Origin of the sequence: Hoeflea sp. IMCC20628 (assembly GCF_001011155.1) — a bacterium.
Classification (GTDB): Bacteria; Pseudomonadota; Alphaproteobacteria; order Rhizobiales; family Rhizobiaceae; genus Hoeflea.
This window is the reverse complement of sequence record NZ_CP011479.1, coordinates 3,399,235-3,423,794: the sequence shown is the minus strand read 5'-3', so window position 1 is coordinate 3,423,794 and position 24,560 is coordinate 3,399,235. Positions and strand designations below refer to the sequence as shown.

Sequence of the window (24,560 nt, the reverse complement as noted above, 5' to 3'; positions counted from 1 at the left end):
ATATGTCAGCCGAAGAAACCAAAAGAAAAGGCCTGTCGCGCCGCAGCCTGATGACCGCAACCGCCGGTGGCGCCGTTCTGGCCGGTTCAGGAATGGGCGCAAGCCTGCTGGGCGGAGCGCTTGTAACTCAGGCGCATGCGTCATCCTCGCCGAAACTGAATTTCGAACCTGGCGAACTTGATCCCTATTATGGCTTCTGGTCCTCCGGCCAGACGGGCGAACTGCGCATTCTCGGCTTTCCGTCTATGCGCGAACTGATGCGGGTTCCGGTTTTCAACCGCTGCTCGGCCACCGGCTGGGGCCAGACCAACGAAAGCCTGAAAGTCCTCACCGAAGGCCTGACCGAAGAAACCAAGACGTTTCTGGCGGCCAAGGGCATGAAGACCTATGACAATGGCGACCTTCACCATCCGCACATGTCGTTCACCGACGGCACCTATGATGGACGCTACATTTTCGCCAACGACAAGGCCAATACCCGGGTTGCGCGTATCCGTTGCGACGTGATGAAGTGTGACAAGATCCTCGAGATCCCGAACGCCAATGACATTCACGGCATGCGTCCGCAGAAATTCCCGCGCACCGGCTACGTCTTTGCCAATGGCGAGCACGAAGCACCGCTGGTCAATGACGGCACAATTCTGGATGATCCGTCACAGTATGTGAACATCTTCACCGCGATTGATGGTGATGAGATGACAGTGGCCTGGCAGGTCATCGTGTCGGGCAACCTCGACAACACCGATTGTGACTATCAGGGCAAATACGCCTTCTCGACGAGCTACAACTCGGAAATGGGCATGAATCTCGCCGAAATGACCGAGAGCGAACTCGACCATGTGGTCGTGTTCAACATCAAGGCCATCGAGGAAGGCGTTGCAGCTGGCGACGTGCAGGTGCTCAACGGTGTGCCGGTCATCGACGGTCGCAAGGGCCAGAACAAGAAGTACACCCGCTACATTCCGATTCCGAACAGCCCGCACGGCGTCAACACCGCGCCGGACAAGAAGCACATCATGATTGCCGGCAAGCTGTCGCCGACGGTGTCTGTTATTGATGTGACAAAAGTTGACGCATTGTTCGACGAAGATGCCGATCCGCGGTCGTGCATTGTTGCCGAGCCGGAACTGGGGCTTGGGCCGCTTCATACCGCGTTCGACGGCAAGGGCTTCGCCTATACGACGCTGTTCCTCGACAGCCAGATGGTGAAGTGGGACATCGACAAGGCCATCCGCGCCTTCGCCGGTGAGGAAGTCGATCCGATCGTCTCGAAGGTCGATGTGCATTATCAGCCGGGTCACAACCATACAACGATGGGTGAAACCCTGGAGGCTGACGGCGAGTGGTTGATCTCGCTTAACAAGTTCTCCAAGGACCGGTTCCTGAATGTTGGACCGCTGAAGCCGGAAAACGAACAGATCATCGACATTTCGACCGATGAGATGAAAGTGGTTCACGACGGACCGACCTTTGCCGAACCCCATGATGTGTGTCTTGTGCGTGCGGACATCGTCAATCCGGTCAATGTCTGGTCCCGCGATGACAAGGTGTTCGAGGACGCTTACGCCCAGGCGAAAGCCGATGGTGTCGATCTGGACTATGACGACGTGGTCATCGTGGATGGCAACAAGGTCCGCGTTTACATGACCTCGGTTGCTCCGCAGTTCGGCCTTGAAAAGTTCACGGTCAAGCAGGGACAGGAAGTCACGGTGTATGTCACGAACCTTGACGATGTCGACGACGTGACCCACGGCTTCAGTATTTCCAACTACGGGATTGCGATGGAAGTGGCGCCGCAGGCAACTGCGTCGATCACCTTCACTGCAGACCGTCCAGGCGTTCACTGGTTCTACTGCCAGTGGTTCTGCCATGCCCTGCACATGGAAATGCGCGGACGCATGCTGGTTGAACCGGCGTAACACTTAGGACCAAACGACCATGAACCTGACCGCCCGCACATTTGCAGTGCTCTTTGGAACCTCCCTCTTCGCGGGGTTGGCGTATTCCGCCGATATCCGCGTCGACCCGGGTCCGGATGCACTGGTGCGGGCGGTCGAACTGGCTCAACCGGGCGACAGGCTGCTGTTGTCCGGCGGGACCTATCAGGGCGGCATTGTCCTGACCAAGCCGCTTGAAATTGACGGCAGCGGCAAGGCTCATATTGTTGGCACGGGCACAGGCTCGGTGATCACCATTGATGCGCCAGACGTGATCATCGAAGGTCTGAAACTGACGGGCTCCGGCACGTCGCATCAAACCATCGACAGTGGCGTGCAGATGACCAAAAAAGCCATCCGCGCCATCGTCCGCAACAATCACATTGAAGACAATCTTTACGGCGTCGACATTCACGGCGCGCGCGATGCACTTGTTGAAGGCAACACCATCATTGGCGGCGACGACAGGTTGATGAGCCGGCGCGGCAATGGAGTTTATGTCTGGAACGCGCCCGGCGCCACGGTGACAGGTAACACGATGCGCCAAGGCCGGGACGGCATTTTCGTCAACACCAGCCGCAAGAACACATTCACCAACAACCGTTTCGAGGGCCTACGCTTTGCCATTCACTACATGAATGCCGATGACAGCGAGGTTTCGGGAAACATCTCGATTGGCAACCATCTTGGTTACGCCATCATGTTTTCAAAGCGCGTGACCATGCGCGACAACATCTCGCTCGACGATCGTGATCATGGCATCATGCTGAATTATGCCAACAACGCCATTATCGAAGGCAATGCCGTGGTCGGCGGTGGCGAAAAATGCCTGTTCGTCTACAATGCAAACAAGAACCTCATCCGAGGTAACCGGATTGAAGGCTGCGAGATCGGCATCCACTTCACCGGAGGCTCGGCGCGCAACGAAATTACCGGCAACGCATTTGTCGGCAACCGCACCCAGATCAAGTTTGTCAGCACCAAGGATCACACCTGGTCCGGAAATTACTGGAGCGACCACGCCGCCTATGACGTCAACGGCGACGGCATCGCCGACCAGGCTTTCCGCCCCAATGACGCGATGGATCAGGTGCTGTGGACCCAGCCTTCCGCGAAACTGCTGCTTGGCAGTCCGGCTGTGCAGCTGGTGCGCTGGGCGCAAAGCGAGTTTCCAGCCTTGCTGCCAGGCGGTATTGTCGACGACCGGCCCTTGATGAAACCACATGAGTTGCCCGAAACAGCGCGCAACTGGAAGGCATCGCTGCAATGAGCGAGATCGTCAAAGCCTCAAATATCAGCATGAAGTTCAAGGCGGTTGACGCTTTGACGGATGTCTCGATCGATGTTGCGCCCGGTGAGCAGGTGGCACTGCTCGGTCACAATGGCGCCGGCAAGACCACGCTGTTCCGTCTGATCCTCGGGTTCATCAAACCAACCGCCGGCTCGATCTCGATTGCCGGGTTTGAGCCGGGCAGCGATGGAGCGCGGCGCACGGTTTCCTACCTGCCAGAACAGGTCGCATTCCCGAAAATGCTGACCGGCCGCGAGGTCGTCCGCTTCTATGCCAAGCTCAAGGGCGCAGCACTGGACGATGTGCAATCCGTGCTCGACAAGGTCGAACTGGTCGAGGCGGCAGACCGCCGGGTGGACACCTATTCGAAGGGCATGCGGCAACGGCTGGGACTGGCCCAGGCGCTGGTCGGCAAGCCCGACCTGCTGCTGCTTGACGAGCCGACTTCGGGCCTCGACCCGCTTTCGCGGCAGCATTTCTATGAACTGATCGCCGACGTGGCCCGTCAGGGTGGCGCGGTGCTTCTGTCCTCCCACGGATTGAGTGAACTCGAAGCCAAGACCGATCGCGTGGCGATCCTGCGCAAAGGCCGGTTGGTTGCCAACGCGCCGCTGGCAGATCTGCAGCGCGAGGCCAATCTGCCGATCAGAATCCGGGTGCGGGCCGCTGCCGGTGCTGTTGAGAAGGTTCATGCGGAGATGGGCGGCGGACGGATCAATTGCGCTTCGGTGGAACTGTTTTGTGCCCAAGGCGACAAGATGCGCATTCTTTCACAGATCAGCGGCCTTGGCGCGCAGGTGGAAGACGTCGATGTCGCCGCCCCGACGCTGGACGAAGTCTACCGCTATTTTTCAAAGATAGGGGCCGACGAAGCTCCGCAGAGGGCACTGTGATGCACGGCGTTCTGACCATAGCTGCAACGGAAATCCGCATCGGTCTTCGCAACCGCTGGATCATCCTGTCGACGCTGATCCTCCTGGCTTTCGCCCTCATTCTTGTGCTCCTGGGCAGTGCGCCGGGCGGCGAGGTCAAGACCGACGCGGTCACCGTGGTGGTCGCCAGCCTGTCGACGCTATCGGTCTATCTGGTGCCGTTGATTGCGCTGTTGCTGTCATTTGACGCGATTGCCGGTGAAATCGACCGCGGAACGCTGCAACTGGTGCTCGCAAGCCCGGTCTCGCGCGGCACTGTGCTTGTCGGCAAGTTTCTGGGCCACGTCGCGGTTCTAAGCATCGCTGTCAGCTTTGGTTATGGCATTGCCGGACTGGTTGCCTTTTTTGCCAATGGCGGCGGCGAGGTGAGCGCGTTTATTGGCGTCGGCCGCTTGATCGCAAGCTCTGTCATCCTTGGCGCCACCTTCATTGCCATTGGCTATATCGCCAGCGCAAGCGTGCGCCAGACCGGCACCGCGGCCGCACTCGCCATCGCGATATGGCTGTTTGCCGTGGTGCTTTATGATCTGGCGCTGCTGGGCGGGCTGCTGGCCAGCCAGGACGGCTTTTTCGCCAGCCAGATTTTCCCCTGGTTGCTGGTATTCAATCCGGCGGATGCTTTCCGTCTTTACAATATGAGCGCTATCGATGCGGCCGCGGTGGGCAGCAATCTGGGTGGCAGTGTTGGCTCGTCGCTGCCCGTGTCCGGCCTTGCGACCATGCTCAGCCCGGTAGTCTGGACCGTCATCGCATTGGGCCTCGCAACCTTCATTCTCAAAAGGGTCCGGCCATGAACATGCTCATGAAGCTCGCAGCCACAGCCGTCGTTGCGATCACTGTTTCGGCCTGCAGCGAGCAAGAGGCCAAAATCGAAGTGCCGCAGCCGGTGGCGCTGACCGAGGAATCAGTCGGGCACTATTGCAACATGACCATTCTCGAGCACACCGGCCCGAAGGCGCAGATCCATCTCGCCAACAACCCGAACCCGATCTGGTTCAGCCAGGTCCGCGACGGCATCGCCTTCCTCCGTTCACCCGAAGAGCATTATGAAACCACCGCCGTTTACGTCAACGATATGGGCAAGGCGAGCCAGTGGGACTTTCCCGGTGATGACACCTGGATTGACGCGCAGCAGGCCTGGTTCGTGATCGAGTCCCGCAAGACCGGCGGAATGGGCACGCCCGAGGTCATCCCTTTCGGCAGCGAGCAATCAGCGTCCGCTTTCGTCGGTGAAAATGGCGGTATGGTGGTCCGGCTTGCCGGCATCCCCGACGCCTATGTTCTGGGCCCCGTCGGTCTCGACCAGCAATCAAACAATCCGGTTACAGGAGCGATCCAATGACGATCAGTCGCCGCCGTTTCATTGGCATCACCGCAGGCTGCATGCTCACTGCCAACAGTGCATTTTCCGCTTCGTTTCCCGGCGCACGCTGGCAGGGTGTCGCACTTGGCGCGCATGCCGATCTTCGACTGGTAGGATTGCCGTCACGCGAGGCTGAAGAGCTGCTTGCCGTTGCGCGCGCCGAGATCGAACGGCTGGAGCAGATCTTCAGCCTGTACCGAACCGACAGCGCTCTAGCTCGGCTCAACGCGACCGGTGCCCTGCATCAGCCCGAGGCCGATATGGTCGAGCTGATGTCTCTGGTCTCGGCGATTCATCAGGCTAGCGGCGGGTTGTTCGATCCAAGTGTTCAGCCTTTGTGGATGGCCTATGCTCGTGCCGGCGGCGCACCGGATCGGGAGGTCATCAAGGCCGCCCGGGCAATGGTCGGCTGGTCCAAGGTCCGGATCTCACTGGATCGCATCGAGCTCGCGCCGGGTGGCAGCCTGACGCTCAACGGGATTGCGCAAGGCTTCATCACCGACAGGATAGTCAAACTGCTGGTGTCCAACGGTCTTGAGGCAGGGCTTGTTTCGGTCGGTGAGATTGCCGCGGTGGGAGGTTCGCCAGTTGGCGGAGACTGGCCGGTCGGCCTTGCAGACCATGAAGACGGTCAGCCCGACGCAACGGTCTATTTGCGGGACAAAGCGGTTGCGACCTCCAGTGCGACGGGAACCATGTTTGGTGCAGGTCAGGCCGGACACATTCTCAATCCGGTCACCGGCTTGCCTGCCACGTCAGCCTGGCGGCGGGTTAGCATCATTCACTCCTCGGCGGCAATTGCCGATGGCCTCTCCACAGCCGGGGTCATGCTGAATTCAGCTGCACTGCGCGATCTGGCGCTTCAGTTCCCTGGAGCATCAGTCCGTGCCGTTGATCAATCCGGACACGAGTTGATCGTTTGATCTTGAACTCCCCGGGTTTGACCAAATCTGATTCTCGGCCGACCTTTTTCCTTGCGGCAAAACTGCGTTGACGCGCAGGTGTCGATAAGTTAACAAATCAGCATTCTCAGGGCGGGGTGAAATTCCCCACCGGCGGTATAGCCCGCGAGCGCTTTCAGGGTCTGAAAGGTCAGCAGATCCGGTGTAATTCCGGAGCCGACGGTATAGTCCGGATGGTAGAGAATGGGACGTGAGGCAACAGGTCGTCAAACCTGTTCCGAACGCTCGTGCGCTCTGGGATCTTGTCATTTATGAAAGGATCCGAGCAATGACAAAATCCCTAAAATTCGCTTTCATCAAAGCACGCTGGCACGCCGATATCGTTGATCAGGCCTATGCCGGTTTCTTGGCGCGGGTTGGTGAGCTCGGTCTCGATGCCGAGGTGGTCAGCTTTGATGTGCCCGGCGCGTTTGAAATGCCGCTGCTGGCGCAAAAACTGGCCAGGACAGGCGACTATGATGCGATTGTTGCAGCTGCTCTTGTCGTTGACGGCGGCATCTACCGGCATGATTTCGTCGCCCAGGCGGTGGTCACTGGGTTGATGGATGTTCAGTTGAAGACCGAAGTGCCGGTGTTCTCCGTCTCGCTTACGCCGCACCACTTCCAGCCCAAGGGCGAGCATGAAGCCTTTTTTACCAGGCATTTTGTGCAAAAGGGGCGCGAAGCCGCAGATGCGGCGGCTCAGATCGTCGCATTGACTGCGCAGATCACGACAGCCGACGCCAGAGCCGAAGCGGCCTGATCAGCAAGGCTTGCGGAAAGACCGGCTACGCGTCGGAACGACGCGTAGTGATGAACCCCAGAAAAACCTGCTGAAATATTTCAGACAATTTCACCCGTCATGTTTCTTGCTCAAAAAGCCGGTCTGCCGCGGTTGGCAAGGGCAATGAAACACGCTGCCGGGCAGGCCGAGCATTTTGTGCCTCAAGGGCGCGCTGTGGTTATGGTAATCCCCGCCGCCGCAGGTTATGGCGGTACATTAATTGGCACCAAAGCGCTGTCAGGCACGACCTCGCCTACGGCCAAATCTCGGCAAAAAGCATCGCTTGCGATTCCGGTCAGAGCCAACATGATAACGAAGCCGTTGCGGCGGCTGTCAGCAAAGGGAAGGAATTGTAATGGCCGGCAAGACGGAAGCACCAAAACATACATCTTATGATGTCGTCATCGTCGGCGGCGCAATCATGGGCGCATCGACCGCCTGGTTCCTGACCGATAACAAGGACTTCAACGGCAAGGTCCTGGTGGTCGAACGTGACACCAGTTATCAGTCCTGCTCGACGGCTCACACCAACAGTTGCATGCGCCAGCAATTCTCTGCTGAACTCAACGTCCGTATCAGCCAGTTCGCCGCCGATTTCGTCAAAAATCTGCGCACCTACATGGGCGGTGATGTCCGTGTTCCTGAACTTTCGATTCATTCTTTCGGCTACATGTACCTGGCCGACAATGACGCCTTCGCCGATGTTCTGCGTCAAAATCAGAAAGTCCAGCTCGCTGCTGGTGCAGCCACGCAACTGATGTCGGCAGAAGAGATCGCCGCGGCCTATCCTTTCTACAATCTTGACGACATCGTTCTGGGCTCGATCAATCTGGTCGATGAAGGTTACTGGGATGGAAGCGCGGTGTTTGACTGGTGGCGCCGGCAATCGCGCGAGCGCGGCGTGGAATATGTCGAGAACGAGGTGATGGCGATCAACCGCAACGCCGCAGGCACCCGTGTCGAAAGCGTCACGCTGAAATCAGGCGAGGTCATCGCCTGTGATCAACTGGTCAATGCCTCGGGACCGCGCGCGGCGCGAACGGCTCGGATGGCGGGCATCGAGGTGCCGGTCGAGCCGCGCAAGCGTTACACTTGGATATTCAAGGCTGAAAAGCCGCTTGATCGAGATCTTCCATTGACCATCGACCCTTCCGGCGTTCATGTGCGTGAAATCGGTGGCGGCACATACCAGTGCGGCGCCCATTCCGAGATAGATCCGGCTGTCGATTATGACGACTTCTCAATGGATCATTCCTTGTGGGAATCCCATGTCTGGCCGATTGTGGCGACGCGGATTCCGCAATTCGAGGCGATCAAGGTGCAGTCGGAATGGACCGGGCATTACGCCTACAACACCTTCGACCAGAACGCGATCACGGGGCCGCATCCGGAGTTGCAGAATTTCATTTTCCTCAACGGCTTTTCCGGTCACGGATTGCAGCAGTCGCCTGCCATGGGACGCGGCACCGCGGAATGGCTCACCTATGGTGAGTATCGCACACTGGATCTGACGCAGTTCAGTTTCGATCGTATTCAGGCGGGCCGCTCGATCGTCGAAAAGGCCATCATCTGATATTGCTCGCCAAATCCCGTCACCGCAGCCCTGCCGTGGTGACGCAATTGACATTTCACGAAACTTGCGGAGATTTAACATGAAGAAACTCGTCCTGACCGGTGCCGCCGGCCGCCTTGGCTCTTACCTGCGCGAGCCACTCTCAAAGCTCTGTGATGAGCTCGTCTCCACTGATCTGGCCGAAGGCATAGACAATCTGTATCCGGGCGAAAGCTATGTGAAGGCAGACCTGCAGGACCTGGACGCCATGGTGGCACTGCTGGAAGGCGCCGACATGGTGGTTCATTTCGGCGCTGTCTGCGACGAGGCTCCGTTTGAGAAGCTGCTTGGTCCGAATTTCATCGGCGCCTACAACATCTGGGAAGCCGCGCATCGCAATGGCTTGCGCCGTGTGGTTTACGCCTCCTCGATCCACGCGGTCGGCATGCACAAGAAGACTGATTTTATCGGCATCGATGCGCCGCACCGGCCCGATACCTTCTATGGTCTGGCCAAGTGCTTTGCCGAGGATCTGGCGAGCCTTTACTGGGACAAGCGCGGACTGGAATCAGTCTGCATGCGGATTCTCTCCTGCGCCCAGGTTTCCAATCCCCGCGCAGTTGGCAGCTGGCTCAGCTATGATGATCTCATCCAGTTGGTGGAGCGCGCCATCGACACGCCCGTCACCGGCTTTTCCGTCGTCTACGGCGTCTCCAACAATGATCGCGCCCCGGTCGACAACGCCAAGGCTCAGCATCTGGGATATCGCCCCAAGGACAATGCCGAACAGTTCGCCAAGGAAATCTATGCCGAGGCCGGTCCGCTCGACCCGAAGGACCCCGGCAACATGCGTCACGGTGGTCCATTCGCATCGGTTGAATTGGGCAATAGTGGCGTTGCGCTTCTGAACTTGAAGGATGGCGACAAGGGCAAGAGCTGACCCATCAACAAGGCTGGCCTGATGACCGTTGAGACAACCCAGGCGGGATCCCGACGGGTGGGGCCATCTTTCAGGTCAAAATGCCCCGACAAGGGGCGTTGCCGAAGCCGGGTTGGCTCCAGTAACGCCCCCAGTTCAACGCAGTGTCATTTCTTCGCAATAAAATGGACAAACGACACACGCCTGTGTCAGGCGGCCCGTGCCAACGCCGCGACGTTGTCGACCTGAGCGGGGACGCCGGCGATCAGGTTTTGCCACATCCCGGAATCGAAGGCGCGCGCCTCTCCTTCCGCGATCTCTGCCTCAACGGCGTAAGTGAGGATGAGGTTCTTGCCGTTCTGTTCCATGCTGTGCCTGGTTCGGACAACCCCGGACGGTAAGGTGGTCTCATCGGTGAACTCTTCGTTCTCCTGCACACTGGTAAGGACGACTTCGACGGAATCGCCGCCCTTGAGCCCCAAGGTCACGACGGATCCGGGGGCGAAGGGGCCCTGGATGGTGGCCTTGCCGTTTCCTGCGTCCAGGGCATGCCATTTGCTCACGTCAGACCAGACCGCCCAGACATCGCTGGAGGAGGCCTCAAATGTGTTTGTGTGCGATGCCACAAACCTGACTGTCTTTGAAGACGAACTCATATCATAAACTCCTTTTTCTCTCATCATTGGACTGTTTTCATCAAGACAACCCTGTCTTGATCGCACTGTTTCTCTTACTCAGATCGCCGTGCGAACACGCGGTTCAAGGCGTTTGAACAAGTGAGGTGCCCTTGTGGCGGTTGGTCCGAATCCGGGAGAGAAACGCGCGTTCCTCGTCGGCGCGATTAGTCTATTCGCCTTGCATCCTGGATACTGAACCGTCCGCAAACTCCAATCTTTGGAAAAACTTGTCGGCCTCAATCCATTCGATGCCGACAAGTATCAATCCAACATTTCGGTTGGGCGCCTGACGCCCTGCCCACAGTCCCCGGGTCAAAGCAGACCGAGTGTCATGGCCGTGACGACAGAAGCTGTCTTGTTGACGCAACCCAACTTCTGAGCGGCATTCTTGACGTGAAAGTTCACGGTGTTTTTTGAGATTGCGAGGATGGATGATATCTCTTCGGAGGTCTTGCCCTCAGCCGTCCAGCGCAGGACCTCGCGTTCCCGCGCCGAGAGTTCCTTTGTGAGATTTGCCTGCCGTTTTGGCGCGAATATTTCACCGCCATGGAGGTGAATGAGATAACTCATCCAGACGAGTTCCTCCTCATGCAGCATTTCGGGGCGGTCAAGTGCGGTTCGGGACCGAAGAAAGCAGACAAGGCCGCGATTGTTGTGTGAATCCCGCTCACTTTTTGCCCAGACCTCGCGAAAGCCTTGTCGCGAGAATTCTTTTGTCAGCGGGCCGCGGTGCCGATCTGTCTTGTAGTTCCAGAGTATGGGAAGGATCGTGTCCATGGCCTCGGCGACGAAACCGTCATCCGCGCTTGCGGCGACGCACTCTTCAAAGCGGAACGTCGATGAGTTGTGGCAACTGCTGATCGTGTCAGGTGTGCTGTAGTTGCGCCAGTTGGACGGCCAACTTGCATAGGCGAAGTCATCAAAACCAAAGGCTGTACCGACATCGGCAATCACCTTTCGTAACTCTGCAGGATCGTTAGCCGCGCGAATGCCGGCCAAAAAGCTCGTTCTGTGCATAGCAACCTCGCTTTCCTTTGCAAAAATCGCGCACCGCGATTTGTGTGGCCTGTGTCGTTTGCGTTCTAACTGCATTAAACTCCTTGGTTATTGGGTCACCGCCACATCGGTATGCCCTTGGGCGGCGGAGGCTTCGCCAACCTGCAACGGACATTTCCGTGCCTGGCAAACCGGGGCGCCTACTTCTTTAAGACGCCTGTAAATCAATGCCCTTGCCATCAGTCAGGCTTCGAAAAGAGCCTGTTCTGATGAAGCTACTACTACTTTAAAGGGAATAAAAATGGAACTACTAACATTGGTAGTGGGAAGGGTTGAGGATTGCGACACTTTAATAGCGAGGCGCAATTTCATCTGCCAATCATCCCCTTTGGATCGAGCGTCTGCACCATCCAGTTAGAAGCGCGTATCAGATTGGGGTGAAGGTGGTTCATGCAGACATGGGCTTCGGCCTCGAAAATACGAAGCTCATGGCGATCGCCCTGGGCGCTTGCATAGGTCTCGAGCGCGTCGACAGGGAATATGTCATCCAGACGGCCGTGGATCGACAGGACGTTGGGCCCATTTGCCACTCTCCCTCCGGACAGTTGAAGATCGTCGAAGCGGGACTGAAGGTCGTGGACGTCATGGGAGCCGAACGCGAAGGCAAAATCCTGCTTCAACCGTCGTGGCAAGCCCGAGAAAGGTGCGATTGCCGGTCCTCCGGACAGGTTGACAATAGCGCGAAAAGTCTTGGGTAGCGTCTCGGCCATGCGCAGCGCGAAATAGCCGCCGAAACTAACACCGAAAAAACCAATCCGGTCCATGTCAAAGCTGTTGTCCAGCTTACTGACGAGATCGGCGACGACCGCCTCCATATCGATGCGCAGCGGGCGAATACCGAGGTCGAGCCCTTGGCCTGGGCCTTCGAAAAGGAGGATCGCGATTCCCCGGTCCAGAAGGTGCTCGCCAATCGAAAGAATCTCGATTTCGGTCATCGAATCGAGACCATTGCTCAGCAACACACAGGGCAGCTTGGCACTTTGACGACTTTCCTGCGGCAGGAAGAGAAAGACCTGAACCTCATCCCCACCGGCTTTCACGATCCAACTTTCGAAAGGTGTCTGGGAGTTTGCCATCGCCGCCGTGAAGCAACGGCGCACGGCCAGCCGGAGGGTGGTCTTGATCGCGGCGTCCTCGAAAAACATGAACTCGGCGAAATGATAGGCTGCGGAGGCGGAGCGCAAAGCGGCTGCACGGCCGGCGCCACACGTGCTCGTGTCGGCGAGCGTCTCGTAGCTTTCGCCCACAGCGCTGAAGCGCCGCCGCCATTCGTTCCAGAACGCTGCGGACGCTGGATCAACCAGGTCGGGCGCAAAACCATCCAGCGCGCGTGTGATGTCGCCCCAGTGGAGTTGCGGTGCAATCCGGGCGTTGGCAAACAGCAATCGAGGCAAGAAATAGCCGACTCGGTCAAGAATTGTTGACGAGATCCGGGGTGGCCGGACGCGCGTGTTCATGCCGCTTGCTCTTTGCGGCGTGCTTGAATTTGCGCAGCACAAGCCGTGACAATCGCCCTGCTGTTGGCCTCGATCATTTTGCGCATCGCCTCGTCTTGTCCGCTTTCGGTGGTTTCTCCGGTGACCTCGGCGAGAACAGATCGTTGGGGTGTCGCATAATGGCGGCACGTGACCTGCGATCCGGTTGGCGTTGCTTCAACACTCCAGCCGCCATGTTGCCGTTCAAGCGTACGCGGCGGCTCCACCTGGACAAAGGAAATCCGCCGGTTGACGCGGTCACAGACCCGGAAGGAACGAAACACCTCGGGCGCGCCTGTTGGTGTCTCGATCTCGAACAGCAGCTCCTGATAAACACCGTCGTCATAAACGACGTTGAGGGATCGGCAATGTGGCGCGAAGCTCGGCCAGGCCGCGGCGTTTGCCAACGCATGATAGATTTCGTCGGCGCTGGCTTCGACATCAATCTCGGTCTCGATGAACAACGTCCCAGCCGTGTGGTCGCCAGCTAAAGCGGCGATCACCTCCATCTCGCGCTTCGCATTGGTCTCGACGAACCGGGCGATGAAGGCAGCCGCGTCCTCGATGCTGGTGATGTCGCCGCGCAGAGGCGCGACGGGATCAGCGATCGACCAGGCCCGATCGACTGCGAGGAGACACCGCTCTGGCCCAAGCGGTACGACGCGCCAACGTCCGCTCATTGCCGCGGTATAAGGCATCGGATCAAGGAGTTCGTAGTCGACGACCAACGCCTCAACATCGACCCGGCGCCGGGTTGTCCAGCTCACCGCCCGTCCTTCCTGATCGGCGTGGATCTTCGCAATCTGCCACTTGTTGTCGGACGGAAGAATTTCGACCGACAGGCAGGCTTTGAACAGGCGCGGCCACTGCGAGGGGTCGGAAACAAAGGGAAAGACAAGATCAGCTGGCGCATCGCAAATCGCCATATGGCTCGTTCGGTAGAGGCCGTCACCACCTGGCGTTGATCCGGCAGAACCTTCAGCATGTTGCCGGATGTTTTCCAGTTCGGTCGCGGAATTCGTATCAATCGCGGTTCTGATCCAGTTCTCGGCTTCCGCGGGTGTTTCGACACCTGCGACAAGCCCATCAACCCGGGTTGCGAGATCACAGTCGTGTTCAAGAACCAGAAGGGTCTCCCGATCACCGACTCCATAGATCCGCCAACGTGTGCGCATGGCTGCCACCAATGTGAGCGGAGCGATCATCTCTGCGTCGATCTTGAGCTCTGCATGATCGACGACCCTGCGCGACTGCCAGGTGCGAGGCTCACCGTTTACCTTGGCCGTGACGCAAATGCGCTCGATACCGTTCGCGCGCTCGACGACATCGACAGCAAGGCAAGGCTCGAACAGCGTCGGCCAGTCTTCTGGTTTAGCGATGATTGAAAACACCTGCCAGGGTTCGGCCTTGCAAAGGACTGAGTGTGAGAGAACAAGTGTCATGGTAAGGTCATCTCCTCGAAGCGGCTGATGTGCAGGGCGATCAATTCGGTCGTGGATGCCAGACGCACGACCTCGGTCTTCAAGATTTTCTCGTTGGCGTTCTTGGGAAACGGGGAAGCGCTGGCGAAAATGTAGTCAGGCCATTTCTCTCGACCGAGCGCTTTCTCGAGTTTCAGGCGCAGGGTTTGCCGGACAGTGTCGGCGCTTCGGCGCGCCAGATCGCCGTGGATACAGGCCACGGGCCGCAGCGAGAGCCTGTCACCGGTTGGAAGTCCAACAAGCACAGCTTCATCCACGCCGTCGACAGTGCGCAGCAACGCCTCGATCTCTTCCGGATAGATCCGATGACCGGACGGCGTAAGCATGCTCGATGACAAGCGACCCTTGAGAATCAGATGGCCGTCAGCGTCGATACGTCCGAGGTCGCCTGTCCGCAAAGGACCTTGCAGTGTAATGACGTTGCGTGTCGCCGGATCGATATAGCCCTCCATCCGCAGAGCTCCATCGATCAGAATTTCGCCGATACCGTCTGCATCCGGGAGGTCTATCCAGATCTTCGTGTCCTTGTCGGCGACGCCAACCCGATATGGCTCTCCGAGCTGAAACCCGGCACGGTGTGCCGCCTCGTCCAGAAAGGTGAAGGGACCGAATGTCTCGCTGAGGCCATAGCCGAGCGTGAAATCGCAGGACAGGATCTCACGCGCCAGCCGAAGCGTTTCGGCAGGCATTGCTGCTGCGCCATAGGCCAGCATTTGCAAGCTCGACAGATCGGCCCGAGATGCCAGAGTTGCAGCGACAAAATGATCAAGGGCGACGGGGCGCAGCATGATATGCGTGGCTTGGAATTTTGAAACGAGACCCGGCCACTGCGCGATGTTTCTCGTCTCTGGAACGCACAGCACCGCGAAATGGGCGAGCGCGCCAAAAGCAAAGATGAAGCCCGTTGTGTTGTTGATCAGGCCCGAAAAGAAAGCCCGCGTGTTTGCGTCAAATTGGAGATGATCGCAAACGTTGAGGATCTTTCTCGCAACCATGTCCTCCGCAAGGCTGATTGCCTTTGGCTGCCCGGTCGTTCCGCTGGAAAACAAAGTCAGAAATCCGGCGATTGCATCCGGCGCGGTGATTACGACTGGCTCTGAAGCCAAAGGCTTTTCAAGAATGTCGTCGCCGAGATCAAGGGGGAACATTCCGGCTTCCAAAAGTTGCCTGCCGGCGGGTTGATCAAGACAGACGATATGCTCAGGCTGCATCGACTGAACGATACCCAGCCACTCGCCGAGCGCGGCCGACTGAAGATTGTAAGGCATCACGAGTTTCAGCCCCAAAGCGCTCGCCGCGGCAATCAGGCAGATCGCGTGATGATCGTGCTGGAGGATCGCGAGTGCGCGGTCCCCTGGTTTGACTCCCGCTTCTCTGAGGCGAGTTACGAAATGCGCCACGGACGCCGCTGCGTCAGCACGTGTCCAGATTTCGTGAGGCGTCATGGCGAAGGGCATTTGCCCCGACCGCTCTCCGCCTTGCAGCAGGCAGGATATGAGTTTCATCGCTAGACCGCCGCCGTGTGATCCGTGTTCGACGCCGCTCGCTTCAGGAAAGCAACGATGTCGTTGCCCGTTGTCCAATCAGCTCGATCGCTTTTGGCAATGACAACGCCGTATTGCTGGGTGAGTTGTTTGGCGAAGTCCGTCAGTTCGGTCGAGTCCATGTCATAGGTCAGGTCGAGATCCTCCGACATGTCGAATTCCTCGATTGGCGTTTCGGTGTAGGTCGCAAGGATTGTTCGTACATCTGCAAAATTCTGGATCATTGTCTTGAACTCCTGGCTTGCTGAGAAGGAAGGTCAATTCACGCGATTGACCGCGCGCAGTCCGTGGGCGACGAGATTTCCGTTTGCCGAAAGGCGCTGGATGATCGCCTGACGGAACAGGTTTTCACCTGACTGTCCGAAGGTTGCCGGGCTCAGTCGGTCTTTATAAAGCGCGCGCGCGGCGATGGCGGTTTCCATCAGTCCACCGACCGAGAACTGCTCGCCGAGAATCGCGGAGACGTCGATCATCCGGCCGTCAATGCAGCGGTCCTGAAGAGTGCTGGCTGTAGCCGAATGTTCGCAGGAAAATCGGCCATCGAGGATGCAGAGAAGCGGGTCGCTCTTGCTTTCGACGAGCTTTTCCATGCACGCGTGCAGCATCGGCCCGATCTGGCTCCTGACGTTGATGAAACCGTCGTGGCATCCTGCCAATTCGCAAAGGATCGGTGCCCCGCGTGCAATAGCCATCTCCCGGTTTTCCAGAACGAAGGCCACAGCACTTTCAACGCCGCTGCCAGCCCGCTTCTGCTCGAACACCGGTGAAGCAGGCCATCCCCGCGCCACGGTCTCTTCCAATACGCGCCGCACATAAACGCTCGACAGGTCTTCGCTGGCGCAGCAGACCACTGCATCAACAACACCGAGCCTGATTGCCTGGGCTGCATAGGCCAAGGCCTGCACACCCGCGACGTCGAAGGCAGAAAACGTCTTCGAATGGCCGCGAAAACCGTAGTGCAGGGAAATCTGCCCTTGCAGCGCGGCAGGGAACCAGGCCGTGGCTACGTAAGGGCCTATCGCCGATACGCCGACCTGGTGAAGTGCGCGGATTTCCGCATCGATGTGGCCCCAGCCGCCGAGGCAGTTGCCGACATAGATCCCGATACGATCGGGGTCCGTATCGCTTTCGAGAAGCATACTCTCGGCGATCGCCCTGTTGGCCACAGCGAGACCCTTGCGGCAGAAGCCATCGACTTTGCGCTTCAGACGCTGACCAATCGGGCAATCGGCATCGACAAGGGATTCCGGGATTGTGCGTGTCTTTGTGCAAATTGCGGCATCCGGGGCGATGCAGCCAGTATCTGCACCGGACTGCGTTAGGGTGTTGGCGGCTGTTATGACGACTGTGCGGTTCATGGCTGTTCGGCTCTCATGACAAGGACACTGTGGATGCCGGAAAAGCCGCTGGTCAGTTTCATTGCTGACCGTATTCGGGAATATCTCCCTATATTGGGAACGTAGTCCAGGTCACAGGCCGGATCGGCTTTATGATAATTCACGGTCGGGTGGAGCCTTTGATGGTAAAGTTCGAGGCTGAGAGCCACGCATTCGATTGCGTTGGCCGCCGCGAGCGCGTGACCAGTCATCGATTTCAGCGAGTTGACCGGGATGCTCTTCGCCAGCTCACCGAAAACGGACTTGATGGCTCCGGTTTCGTTGACGGCGTTTTGAGGCGTCGAGCTCCCATGTGCGCTGATGTGGTCTATTTCACCGCGCTCGATGCCGGCGTTGGTGAGGGCAAGTTTGATGCAGTGAGCGAGCGCTTCACCTGACGGAGGCAGATCCGTCATGTGATAGGCATTGTTGACAGAGGCATAGCCTGCAACCTCTGCATAGATAGTCGCACCACGGGCCCGTGCATGGTCGTAGCTTTCCAACGCAAGCATGCCGCAACCCTCGGAGATCACGAACCCGTCGCGCTCTGCGGAAAACGGCGTTGATGCCAGACAGGGGGCGATCGTTTCCCGAGTCGAAAGCGCGCCAAGCGCTTCGAACGCTCCAATTGACAATGGGCACAGCGGCGCTTCGGTGGCGCCTGCCAGCATGAAGTCCATGTCGCCGGAATGGATCTGGTTATAGGCAAAGCCGAGCGCATCCAGACCTGCGGTACAGCCGGTGGAGAGATTGACAACCATCCCGCTGGCACCAAAAAGGCGTGCGACCGATGTTGCCGCCAGACCGAAGTCGAAGCTTTCAAATGCGTTCACCGGCAGGTCGGGGCAGGGGGCACCATTCGCATCCGTCTCTTCCCAGGCAGCGAGCATGAGGAGATTGTCCTCCATCTGTGCGGCCCCGGCGATGGCACTGGCGACGCAAACGCCGAAACGGTACGGATCGATGGCAGTGAGCGTAGTCTCGCTGTCTTGCAGCGCCATCCGCGCTGCTTCGATTGCAAAGGCCTGATGGCGGCCGCCCGGCCCAGAGAAGAGACTGTCAAAACCCTCCACCGCGCCAATGACGCGCGATTTGAATCCGAAGTCGGCATTTCTCGAGTTTGGCTTGAGGCCGGATGTTCCGACGCATGCATTGTTCCAGAATTCATCCTTGCCGATTCCGTTCGGCGCAATGACACCGAGGCCGGTCACGACGACTCTTTGTCCAGACATGATGGCTCCTTTCCCTCGGTTGAGCCCGACCTTCAATAAAATGGAATGGGTGCTGCGGGCGGAGGTGCGGAGTCTGCGCTGGCCGTATTTCGTTCCTCGGCAAAGCGCTCACGCCAGGCGTCTCCGCAGATCATGGCCGAGGCTATGCACTCGAAGTCATGCCTGCTGATCTGGAAGTGGCCGAAGCGGAACCTGTAGCCCCAGTTCTTGTTCTTGCGGGTGAATTCGAGCGCGTCCAGCAGCGGGCTGATGGGGGCGTCCGATGCGTTGAAATAGGCGACATCTCTTCGGAACGGCATGAAATCCAGCGTCATCTGAAACTGGTACGACTGCGGTCCTACGATCTCGCCGATCGCCGTAAATGCCTGGCACTTTTCGGCGCCGCGAAAAGCCGTTGTTGGCGAGTAGAAAACAATTCCATCCCCCACAGCCATGCGGTCAAGTGGCGACCGTTTGCCACGACAGACCTGGCAGAAGCCTTCGCGCTCGCCCCGTTTGATATGATCCCGGGAAACAACTCCGCACCAGAAGGCCGACATTGGTTTTTCCTTTCCTTGACGCGACGTTGAGCCATGAAATGATGATCGGTGCGGCCTGGAGCCCGTGAGGTGCGTCTTCCCTCCGGTTCGGGCTTTCCTTTTGATTGCACTCGGCCTTTTGCCTTCCCGGCCTTTCAATCCTCGATGATCCTGCGGATATTGGACAGCGCTGCAGGCAGGCCGTCCCGCATGTGCGGCCAGATATCCTTGGCGAAGAAGCCGGCTTCTGGCTTGTTGATCATGGCCTGGATCTCATGGGTCACTTCGACCTTGCCGCCGATTGGCCTCAACCGGTGGGCATTTCTGATCTTGCCAAAAGGCAGGACTGCTTCGTCCGAGAATTCTTCGCCCTGGGTCACGCTGCGCAGCGTGACTGTGAGGGGATCGCCGCCTCTGGGCGTCAACTCGAAACTGTTGCCCTCGCGAAAGGTTTCGGAGAATTTCGTACTTTCCAATCCGTCATCCCAACGTGGCCAGCCGTTGATGTCGACCCAGATAGCCCAGATGTCGCTGGGGTCAGCATTGATGGTGGTGGTCTCGCTTGCGAAGAATTGTTCGGTCTCAGACATGTGCGTCTACCTCCATGAATGTGCCCGGATACGGCGTTGAATTCGGGTCAGCCAACACCGGATCGCCCAGCCAGTAACTGCGTTCATGGGCTCCGACCTCGACCATGACGCCATTGAGGGACCAGTTTGGCTCGTTCAATGACGCGGTATCTGACCAGAAGGCCTGGTTGAAGAATTCCAGGATGATGTTGGTGTGCCAGATCAGTCCGAGCTGGGTGAGCGTGATACGGTCGGGCAACACGTCGATGAGATCTTTCGCCGTCAGACGTTCGATTTCGCTGGCGAAGTCCTTGAGCAGCGACGATCCGAACTTGCTGCGGTAGAAGCTGAATTCGATCTCGTAGTAGAGCAGTGCGAAGATCACATAGCGTTCGCGTTGCACCCGAGGCGACAGCTTGTCGGTCACGGAGCTGATGACGAATTGGCCTTTGTTGCACGCGGAGACATAGCCTTCGACATCGGTGTCGGTTCCCAGCCGGTAGCCATCGAAATAGCTGTAGGAACCCGGGCCCACGGCGAGCGTGTCGATATAGGCCTTCCAGTTCCAGTGATTGTACATGTTCTCAAAACCGGGTTTGCAGAAGTGATCGACCATGTACATCGTAAAGCCCATCGCCTCGGCGATGTCTTTCGCTTGTGTGTACATCGCCTTCACCATCGGCGTTTCGGCGTCCTGCGGCTGGACAACCTTGCCTTTGGTGATCAGCTTGTCCTGCGGTGTCTGCTTGTGGATGCGGTAGAGGTAGATGGTGAAATGCGGAATATCGAGATCATTGAGCGTCTTGAGATCCCGCCGCCACACATTCAGCGTATGGCCCGGCATGTTGTACATCAGGTCGAGCTGGATGTTCTTGAAGCCTCGGCTTTGAAACGCCCGGATCACGCGGATTGAATCTTCCGCGGCATGCGGCGAGCCGATGGTCGCGAGGATTTCGGGCTGGAATGATTGAACCCCGAGGCTCAGACGATTGATCTTCGAGCCGACCAGGAAGTCGATTTTCTCATCGTCGAAATCGCGCGCATTGCCTTCGAGGGTAAACTCGTAGTCATCGGCGACCCTGAAGAGAGAAAAGATCTTGTCGACCAGGCGCTTCAGATTGTCAGTCCTCAAGACGCTGCCGGTCCCGCCGCCAATATAGATATTGCGCACCAGCCCGGTTCTCCAGCGCCGGAACGTTGCCCAGTGTTCAAGATCCTTGATCAGCGCCTCGACATAGGCATCTTCGCGATTGTGCTGGTCGTTCTCCGGCAGCAGGCTGATGAAATAGGGGCAGGATTTGCATCTGGTCCGGCAGAAGGGAACGCCAAGGTAAAGCACGAAGTCCTCGCCTTGTTCATCGAGCGCCTTGAGGCGTGAGAGGAAGGCTTCGCCTTCGGTGTTGCGATGCATGCCCGGTGGATAAAGGATGAAGGGCAGGTAGCATTTGTTGGGGTAGGGACGGTCAAGATCGACCATATCGATTGTATACATGGCGGTTCTCGCTTTCTGGAAAGGCGCGGGTTTTCATTGAATTTTACCCTCGAATATCGCGACAACGCGGCTCCAGGCGGCGTCGGCGTGTTCGAGCTTGATCGGCAGGCAACTCACTGTGAAGCCGTTCGCCCGGGGTAAGCGGTCAAGATTGCCGAGACGTTCGATCTGCAGGTAAGGCCGGTCCCGGCCCATCATGTGGGCCGGCCAAAGAGTCGAGGTGTCGCCGGTATTGCGGTAAGCCTCGATCATCTCCATGAACGGTGCATCGAAACTGAAGGCGTCGGTTCCGATCACCTTGACGCCCCGGTCGAGCAGGTAGGAAACAGCGCTGGGTCCGATCGGCCGGTAGTCGATGAAGTATTCTCGTCGACTGAAAAGCCGGTTCGCGCCTGTATTGATCAGCACAATGTCGCCTGCGGAGACCGTCAAGCCTGCAGATTTGCATTGCCGGGCGACGTTCTCAGCGTCGATCTCTCCACGATCAGTGCTGGAATCAAGAAGTATGCCGGCGCCGTAACACCATTCGAGCGGGATCTCGGAAATAGTGCAGGGAAGGGTCCCGGCGTCCTTGCGCCAGCCATAATGGATCGGCGCATCGATATGGGTGCCGGTATGGGTTGAGAGCCGGTAGAACATTTGTGACAACCCCATCCCGTCCGGGAAATCGCAGTGATCAATCGGTTGTTGGCGGCGACAGAAAAGCCCATCGAGCAATCCGCGCCAACCCTTGTTCTGCTGAAAGTAATAGGCGCTCTTGCCGAGCTTGTCGGCGCCAGCCACATGGTCGATCCAATCGATGACGATCGGTTCGGGCTCCCAGTTCTCGGGCGAAATAGCGACAGAGAGATCGATAATCGTAACGTCACTCATCGCACAACGTCCTGAAATCGATAAGCCGTGCGCGGATCTCGATCGGACCACCTGCATGAGTCAATGCGCAGACCCAGCCGATTGCTGCCATGACACGGGTTTCGCCTTGTTCCTCCGTAAGGATTGCCGGACCGCCAACGATGTAATCATGGATGCCGCGCCCCACCTGCTTCAACCGGGCTTCAATCCGTGTCCAGGCCATGCGCGCCTCGAAGGCAGCGATGTCTGGTGGCAGCGACTTGAGGCCGGTAGCGCAGGGTGCGGCAATGAAGTCGAGTAGCGAAACCAGATCGACCGGACCGTCAGCTCGTTCAATGTCGACACCCACCGGCTTGTCGCAAAATGCCACTGCGCAAACTGCCCCGGATGCGCTCGTGCACACGTGGCTTGCTTCCCTGGCGTCGAGGAGCGCCCTGATGTGACCCGCGGCATCACGAAGGACGGTCGAGCCCTTCCGGAAACGCGTCAGCAGCGCGAAGAACGCCGCGCGGCGAAAGTGAAACAGGCGACGCCGCTGGGCTGGGCGAATGCGTTGACAGGCCAGCCTGTCGATTTCCTCCCGAAGTGGCAGAGCTTCGACGTCATCATCTTTGTGAAGCTGGACAACAACCAGTTCGACCATTTCGGAGAAAGGCGTGAGGTGGGACATTTCAATAGTTCCCCAGCCCGCCGCAGACATTGAGCGCCTGCGCTGTGACCCCCGAACTATGGGGGCCGGTCAAGTAGCCAACCATCGCGGCGACTTCCTCGCTGGCAATATAACGGCCGATCGGGACGCGTTCTTCGATGCGGCGTTTGGCTTCAGCTATATCCGTGTTCCAGATAGCGGCGTAGTGTTCGCGTACCCGTCCAGCCATTTCCGTCTCGACGAACCCGGGACAGACTGCATTCACCGTGATGCCGGAACCATTGCGGGCAAGCTCCAGTCCGAGTGCTTTGGTCAGCCCGATGAGACCGTGTTTTGAGGCGCAGTAAGGAGCGCCATGAATGACGCCCTGTTTGCCGCCGGTCGAGGCGATGTTGATGATGCGCCCACCCGCCTCGATGAGATCAAGACGCAAGACATCGCGGATGACGTAGAAAGCCCCGTTGAGATTGACGTCGATGATCCGGTCCCAAAGCTCCGTGGTAACTTCACCGGTGATGCCACCACCGGAAATGCCCGCGCCATTGACCACAACACTGAAGCTCAGGCCGCGATCCTTGAGCCCGCTCAAGGCTGCGCTCACGGCGGCGGCATCCGAAACATCCAGGGCAATGGTTTCGACACGGGTCTCTGGATGGGAATTCTCGATGCCGTGGGCCGCATGTTCCAGGCGGGCCGTGTTTTGGCTGACTAGAAAAAGCTCAAAGCCATCCTTCGCAAACTTTTGCGCGATGGACGTTCCGATTCCTCCGGAGGCGCCAGTAATCAATGCCCTTTTCGTCATGTTTTGCTCCGGAAAAATCGCTTTCTCGATGGAGCTATTTCTACTTAAAAGGGAATATTTATGTAACTACCAACAATGATAGCATTGGTGGTTTAAGCTCTCTTTGAGCACTGTTCGTTAGTCTGATGGCGCCTCGCGCAACCCTGTAAGGAGATAGACAGAGACGGGTGAGCACAGCAGACCACGCCAAATGTCGGGTGGCAGTATTCATTCTGCGTCCGCCTCTGTTTGACTCACCACTGAACGGACCAGATGCGCGGTGCGCTCAAAGTGTGAATTGAGAAGCTCAACGACAAGATCCGCCTGCCGGTTGACGGCGGCGTTCATGATTTCCTGATGCTCGTCACGCGGATCGCTTCTGGACACGCCGGCAACGCGCGCCAAATTGCGGTAGCGCTCGGCTGCGTCGAAGAGCTGGCTGCATGTGTCGATCATCCAGTTGGAACCGCAGGCTGATATCAATGCCTGATGGAACGCTTTGTGAGCAGTAACCCAGTCCGGGTTTGGCCGGGAGTCGCCTTCGGCAAGATCGCGTGGTGTACGGCTCAGGCGATGACAGGTCAGCAGAACCGACTCTTCCCAATCTCCATCACCCTTTTCGACCGATTTGCGAACACAAATTTCGTTGACCCAGCATCTGGCTTGGGTGAGATCCATTAATTCAGGCACGCTGACCGGCTGGACCTTGAAGCCGCGATTGTCCAACTGTTGTGCCAGCCCCTCGGCCGAGAGCCGGTTCAATGCTTCGCGCATCGGGCTCAACCCGGAAGAATAATGTTCGCAGAGGTCGCGGATATTGAGCTTTGTGCCAGGTAGCATCGCGCCGTTGAGGATATCATTGCGCAAAAGCAGATAGATCGATGACGCCCGCGTCTGTTTCTGCTCGGTTGCTGCGATGACCATATAACTTGAACCCATTCTAAGTGTTGATTGGATTCGAACTTATCGCTCAAACCGGGAAAGTTAAACCCTGATTTGAGCATTTTCAAAAATAATCGATTATTCAGAAATCCATCGTTGATATGCAGTAGCGCCGGAATTCACGCGTTGAGAAACAGGGTTATGGATGTAGAGGGTGGGGAGATTGCTCTGTCGCAACCGAAAGATTCTTGTTCCAG

General features: G+C 57.9%; 24 protein-coding genes and 1 riboswitch. Of the genes, 9 read left to right on the top strand and 15 right to left on the bottom strand.

From position 1 onward, the window contains the following. The first annotated feature begins 2 nt into the window (after positions 1-2). The 9 genes from nosZ to IMCC20628_RS16110 all read left to right on the top strand — a co-directional run bounded on the left by nosZ (position 3) and on the right by IMCC20628_RS16110 (position 9,740). A complete protein-coding gene (gene nosZ, locus IMCC20628_RS16150) occupies positions 3-1,919 on the top strand; it encodes a TAT-dependent nitrous-oxide reductase (protein ID WP_047031068.1) in 1,917 nt (638 codons plus the stop codon). Positions 1,920-1,938: 19 nt separating this feature from the next. Next, entirely contained in the window at positions 1,939-3,207 is a 1,269-nt protein-coding gene (locus IMCC20628_RS16145) for a nitrous oxide reductase family maturation protein NosD (protein ID WP_047031067.1), read from the top strand. After that, positions 3,204-4,121, top strand: a complete 918-nt coding sequence (locus IMCC20628_RS16140) for an ABC transporter ATP-binding protein (RefSeq protein ID WP_047031066.1) — start codon at positions 3,204-3,206, stop codon at positions 4,119-4,121. Before IMCC20628_RS16145 ends, IMCC20628_RS16140 begins: the two co-directional genes overlap by 4 nt. After that, the gene (locus tag IMCC20628_RS16135) at positions 4,121-4,954 is read left to right on the top strand and encodes an ABC transporter permease subunit (protein WP_047031065.1); all 834 of its coding nucleotides are present in this window, start codon (positions 4,121-4,123) and stop codon (positions 4,952-4,954) included. Before IMCC20628_RS16140 ends, IMCC20628_RS16135 begins: the two co-directional genes overlap by 1 nt. Then, the gene (locus tag IMCC20628_RS16130; RefSeq protein ID WP_245307797.1) at positions 4,951-5,502 is read left to right on the top strand and encodes a nitrous oxide reductase accessory protein NosL; all 552 of its coding nucleotides are present in this window, start codon (positions 4,951-4,953) and stop codon (positions 5,500-5,502) included. Before IMCC20628_RS16135 ends, IMCC20628_RS16130 begins: the two co-directional genes overlap by 4 nt. Next, positions 5,499-6,446, top strand: a complete 948-nt coding sequence (locus tag IMCC20628_RS16125) for an FAD:protein FMN transferase (RefSeq protein ID WP_047031064.1) — start codon at positions 5,499-5,501, stop codon at positions 6,444-6,446. Before IMCC20628_RS16130 ends, IMCC20628_RS16125 begins: the two co-directional genes overlap by 4 nt. Before the next feature lie 98 nt (positions 6,447-6,544). Continuing rightward, a riboswitch (FMN riboswitch) is annotated at positions 6,545-6,674 on the top strand. Between the two features lie 79 nt (positions 6,675-6,753). Next, positions 6,754-7,227: a 6,7-dimethyl-8-ribityllumazine synthase gene (locus IMCC20628_RS16120; RefSeq protein WP_047031063.1), complete on the top strand. Its 474-nt coding sequence runs from the start codon at positions 6,754-6,756 to the stop codon at positions 7,225-7,227. Between the two features lie 376 nt (positions 7,228-7,603). Further along, positions 7,604-8,821 carry an FAD-binding oxidoreductase gene (locus tag IMCC20628_RS16115; protein ID WP_047031062.1) on the top strand — a complete coding sequence of 406 codons (1,218 nt, stop codon included), beginning with the start codon at positions 7,604-7,606 and terminating at the stop codon, positions 8,819-8,821. Positions 8,822-8,900: 79 nt separating this feature from the next. Beyond that, entirely contained in the window at positions 8,901-9,740 is an 840-nt protein-coding gene (locus tag IMCC20628_RS16110; protein WP_047031061.1) for an NAD(P)-dependent oxidoreductase, read from the top strand. 188 nt (positions 9,741-9,928) lie between these two features. On the opposite strand, the gene IMCC20628_RS16105 is transcribed toward IMCC20628_RS16110, so the two are convergent. The 15 genes from IMCC20628_RS16105 to IMCC20628_RS16035 all read right to left on the bottom strand — a co-directional run bounded on the left by IMCC20628_RS16105 (position 9,929) and on the right by IMCC20628_RS16035 (position 24,345). Beyond that, positions 9,929-10,375, bottom strand: coding sequence for an SRPBCC family protein (locus IMCC20628_RS16105; protein ID WP_047032661.1), 447 nt, complete (start codon positions 10,373-10,375; stop codon positions 9,929-9,931). Positions 10,376-10,708: 333 nt separating this feature from the next. Continuing rightward, positions 10,709-11,413 carry a helix-turn-helix transcriptional regulator gene (locus IMCC20628_RS25820; protein ID WP_052766466.1) on the bottom strand — a complete coding sequence of 235 codons (705 nt, stop codon included), beginning with the start codon at positions 11,411-11,413 and terminating at the stop codon, positions 10,709-10,711. A 347-nt stretch (positions 11,414-11,760) separates the two neighbouring features. Beyond that, the gene (locus IMCC20628_RS16095; RefSeq protein ID WP_047031060.1) at positions 11,761-12,909 is read right to left on the bottom strand and encodes an alpha/beta hydrolase; all 1,149 of its coding nucleotides are present in this window, start codon (positions 12,907-12,909) and stop codon (positions 11,761-11,763) included. Then, positions 12,906-14,369, bottom strand: coding sequence for an SRPBCC family protein (locus IMCC20628_RS16090; protein ID WP_047031059.1), 1,464 nt, complete (start codon positions 14,367-14,369; stop codon positions 12,906-12,908). Before IMCC20628_RS16090 ends, IMCC20628_RS16095 begins: the two co-directional genes overlap by 4 nt. After that, on the bottom strand, positions 14,366-15,913 hold the full coding sequence (locus IMCC20628_RS16085) for a fatty acid--CoA ligase family protein (protein ID WP_082128177.1): 1,548 nt from the start codon (positions 15,911-15,913) through the stop codon (positions 14,366-14,368). Before IMCC20628_RS16085 ends, IMCC20628_RS16090 begins: the two co-directional genes overlap by 4 nt. A 2-nt stretch (positions 15,914-15,915) precedes the next feature. Next, positions 15,916-16,176 (bottom strand): acyl carrier protein, encoded by a 261-nt coding sequence (locus IMCC20628_RS16080; protein WP_047031058.1) that lies wholly within the window; start codon positions 16,174-16,176, stop codon positions 15,916-15,918. A gap of 33 nt (positions 16,177-16,209) precedes the next feature. Then, positions 16,210-17,310, bottom strand: coding sequence for a beta-ketoacyl synthase N-terminal-like domain-containing protein (locus IMCC20628_RS16075; RefSeq protein ID WP_047031057.1), 1,101 nt, complete (start codon positions 17,308-17,310; stop codon positions 16,210-16,212). Continuing rightward, on the bottom strand, positions 17,307-18,596 hold the full coding sequence (locus IMCC20628_RS16070; protein ID WP_156174538.1) for a beta-ketoacyl-[acyl-carrier-protein] synthase family protein: 1,290 nt from the start codon (positions 18,594-18,596) through the stop codon (positions 17,307-17,309). Before IMCC20628_RS16070 ends, IMCC20628_RS16075 begins: the two co-directional genes overlap by 4 nt. Next, on the bottom strand, positions 18,593-19,099 hold the full coding sequence (locus IMCC20628_RS16065; protein WP_082128176.1) for an EVE domain-containing protein: 507 nt from the start codon (positions 19,097-19,099) through the stop codon (positions 18,593-18,595). The genes IMCC20628_RS16070 and IMCC20628_RS16065 overlap by 4 nt, the downstream gene beginning before the upstream one ends. A 134-nt stretch (positions 19,100-19,233) precedes the next feature. Next, positions 19,234-19,668: an SRPBCC family protein gene (locus tag IMCC20628_RS16060; RefSeq protein ID WP_047031055.1), complete on the bottom strand. Its 435-nt coding sequence runs from the start codon at positions 19,666-19,668 to the stop codon at positions 19,234-19,236. Continuing rightward, a complete protein-coding gene (locus tag IMCC20628_RS16055) occupies positions 19,661-21,139 on the bottom strand; it encodes a coproporphyrinogen-III oxidase family protein (protein ID WP_047031054.1) in 1,479 nt (492 codons plus the stop codon). The genes IMCC20628_RS16060 and IMCC20628_RS16055 overlap by 8 nt, the downstream gene beginning before the upstream one ends. A gap of 33 nt (positions 21,140-21,172) precedes the next feature. Further along, positions 21,173-22,012 carry a cyclase family protein gene (locus IMCC20628_RS16050; RefSeq protein ID WP_047031053.1) on the bottom strand — a complete coding sequence of 280 codons (840 nt, stop codon included), beginning with the start codon at positions 22,010-22,012 and terminating at the stop codon, positions 21,173-21,175. Continuing rightward, a complete protein-coding gene (locus IMCC20628_RS16045) occupies positions 22,005-22,661 on the bottom strand; it encodes a hypothetical protein (protein ID WP_047031052.1) in 657 nt (218 codons plus the stop codon). Before IMCC20628_RS16045 ends, IMCC20628_RS16050 begins: the two co-directional genes overlap by 8 nt. 1 nt (position 22,662) lies before the next feature. Beyond that, entirely contained in the window at positions 22,663-23,442 is a 780-nt protein-coding gene (locus IMCC20628_RS16040; protein WP_047031051.1) for an SDR family NAD(P)-dependent oxidoreductase, read from the bottom strand. Between the two features lie 207 nt (positions 23,443-23,649). Next, positions 23,650-24,345, bottom strand: coding sequence for an FCD domain-containing protein (locus IMCC20628_RS16035; protein WP_047032657.1), 696 nt, complete (start codon positions 24,343-24,345; stop codon positions 23,650-23,652). Positions 24,346-24,560 lie beyond the last annotated feature (215 nt).